General features: G+C 73.8%; 1 protein-coding gene. It reads right to left on the reverse strand.

The window, feature by feature from the left end:
• Positions 1–165: 165 nt before the first annotated feature.
• The gene (locus tag EBH09_RS31335; RefSeq protein WP_121751097.1) at positions 166–786 is read right to left on the reverse strand and encodes a TetR/AcrR family transcriptional regulator; all 621 of its coding nucleotides are present in this window, start codon (positions 784–786) and stop codon (positions 166–168) included.
• Positions 787–1,008 lie beyond the last annotated feature (222 nt).

The raw sequence follows: 1,008 nt of genomic DNA on the forward strand, positions 1-1,008 counted from the left end.
GCCGCCGGTGGAGTGGTGGCCAGGGGCCGGTCGGTCGTGCCGCGGATGTGGGGGCAGGTCCGGCAGCCGGTGGACCGGTGATCGAGGGGCCGGCCCGTCGCGCCCGGACGCCGGGTCGGGGTGTCCGTCCCCGGTGAGGTGCCGCCGTCCCGCGCGCGGCCGTGGCTAGCGGCGCGGTGTCGTCAACGCCTCGCGTTTCAGGCCGAGTTCGCGGGCGAGGGCCTCGTCCGTCCACTCCTGGGCCTTGGCCCGGGACACCGCACCCGGGTAGGACGTCAGCTGGACGGCCAGCCCGTCGAGCAGGGCGGTCAGACGCAGGGCCGCGCCGTCGGGTTCCGGGCACGTGAACTCCCCGGCAGCCACCCCCTCGGAGATGACCTCGGCGATCGCCGCCTTCCACTGACGGTCCAGTTCCCGCGTGACCTCCCGCAGCGCGGGCTCGCGCAACGACACCGCCCAGCCCTCGATCCACAGCCGCCAGCCCTTGGCCTGCCCGGTCGGGGCGTACCAGCGCACGGCCGTCCGCAGCCGGCGCAGGGCCGACGTACGGCGGCCGAGCAGCTTGCGCAGCCGGGAGAGATCGTCCTCGGCGGCGTACGTGAACGCGGCGGCGACGAGCTTCTCCTTGGTGGAGAAGTGGTAGAGCACCAGCGCGTTGCTGACACCGAGCGCGGCGGCCACGTCGGCGATCCGCAACGCCGCCACACCCCGCGCCGATATCTGCTCGATCGCCGCGCGCAGCAACTCCTCGCGCCGCTCCGCGACACCCAACCGGACTCTCACCACGTCCGTCACCCTATACACGCGCCCGGACATGCGGCGACGGCCGCTTCAGGCCCGCTCGCTCAGTCCGTCGTCGCGGTGACCGGGCCGGTGCGCCCCGTGCCGGGCAGATCGCAGGAATCCTTGAAACCCTGGCTGGTGAGGTCGAGCGCCGCGTTGATGCGGGAGCGCAGGTTCTCGACGGCGACCATGGCCGTCAGCTCCACGAACGCCGGCTCGCCCAGC

It is taken from the genome of Streptomyces sp. E2N166, assembly GCF_003671715.1.
Classification (GTDB): Bacteria; Actinomycetota; Actinomycetes; order Streptomycetales; family Streptomycetaceae; genus Streptomyces; species Streptomyces thinghirensis.